The 557-nt window shown below is 37.3% G+C and carries 2 protein-coding genes; both read left to right on the plus strand.

All coding sequences use genetic code 11. From position 1 onward, the window contains the following. On the plus strand, positions 1–279 hold a 279-nt coding region (locus tag N1032_RS27145; RefSeq protein ID WP_259543811.1), incomplete at its 5' end, for a hypothetical protein. Positions 280–333: 54 nt separating this feature from the next. Beyond that, positions 334–557 (plus strand): hypothetical protein (locus N1032_RS27150; RefSeq protein WP_259543812.1); only part of this gene is annotated, 224 nt, incomplete at its 3' end.

Raw genomic sequence — 557 nt, forward strand, 5'->3', positions numbered from 1 at the left:
GAAGCTGCTCATGCTGAGGCGTTAGCAATGAATGTAACTAAGGCTTGCATGTTGGCTGATATTTATAATGCTGCTCGTATTAAAAGTTTCGATGCGGCGAAAGCGTTTGAAACTATTCTTAATGTCCATCTTAATGATCTGGTTTCTGTAAATACCACTCATAGAGAAATGTTCTTTAAAGATGGTTCTATACTGATGGTAATGGATATTGCTTGTTGTGTTGAAAGTGGCTTAAGCCAGTATGCTTATTCGTTTAAATATCAAGATTCGCTCTATTAATAAATCTGAGGCGGTGTAAGCCGCTTTTCTTCTTCTCTTATTGGAGTGTTTAAAATGTTAACTCTTGTTCTGGCTCTGATTGCTATCCTGTTGGTGATTATTATTGTGCGCATGATTGGTAATCGTGGACGTAAAATTATTGTAGCTATCCTGGTTTCTTTTTTAATTGCTGGTGCTGTTGTAGCTCTTATCAGCGTCATTATCACACACAATGAAGAACGTGAGGAAGCTATAAAAACTCAAACTAAAGCAAGGGAAGAAGCTAAAGAGCAATCACG

Source organism: Herbiconiux daphne, from assembly GCF_024979295.1.
GTDB lineage: Bacteria > Actinomycetota > Actinomycetes > Actinomycetales > Microbacteriaceae > Herbiconiux > Herbiconiux daphnes.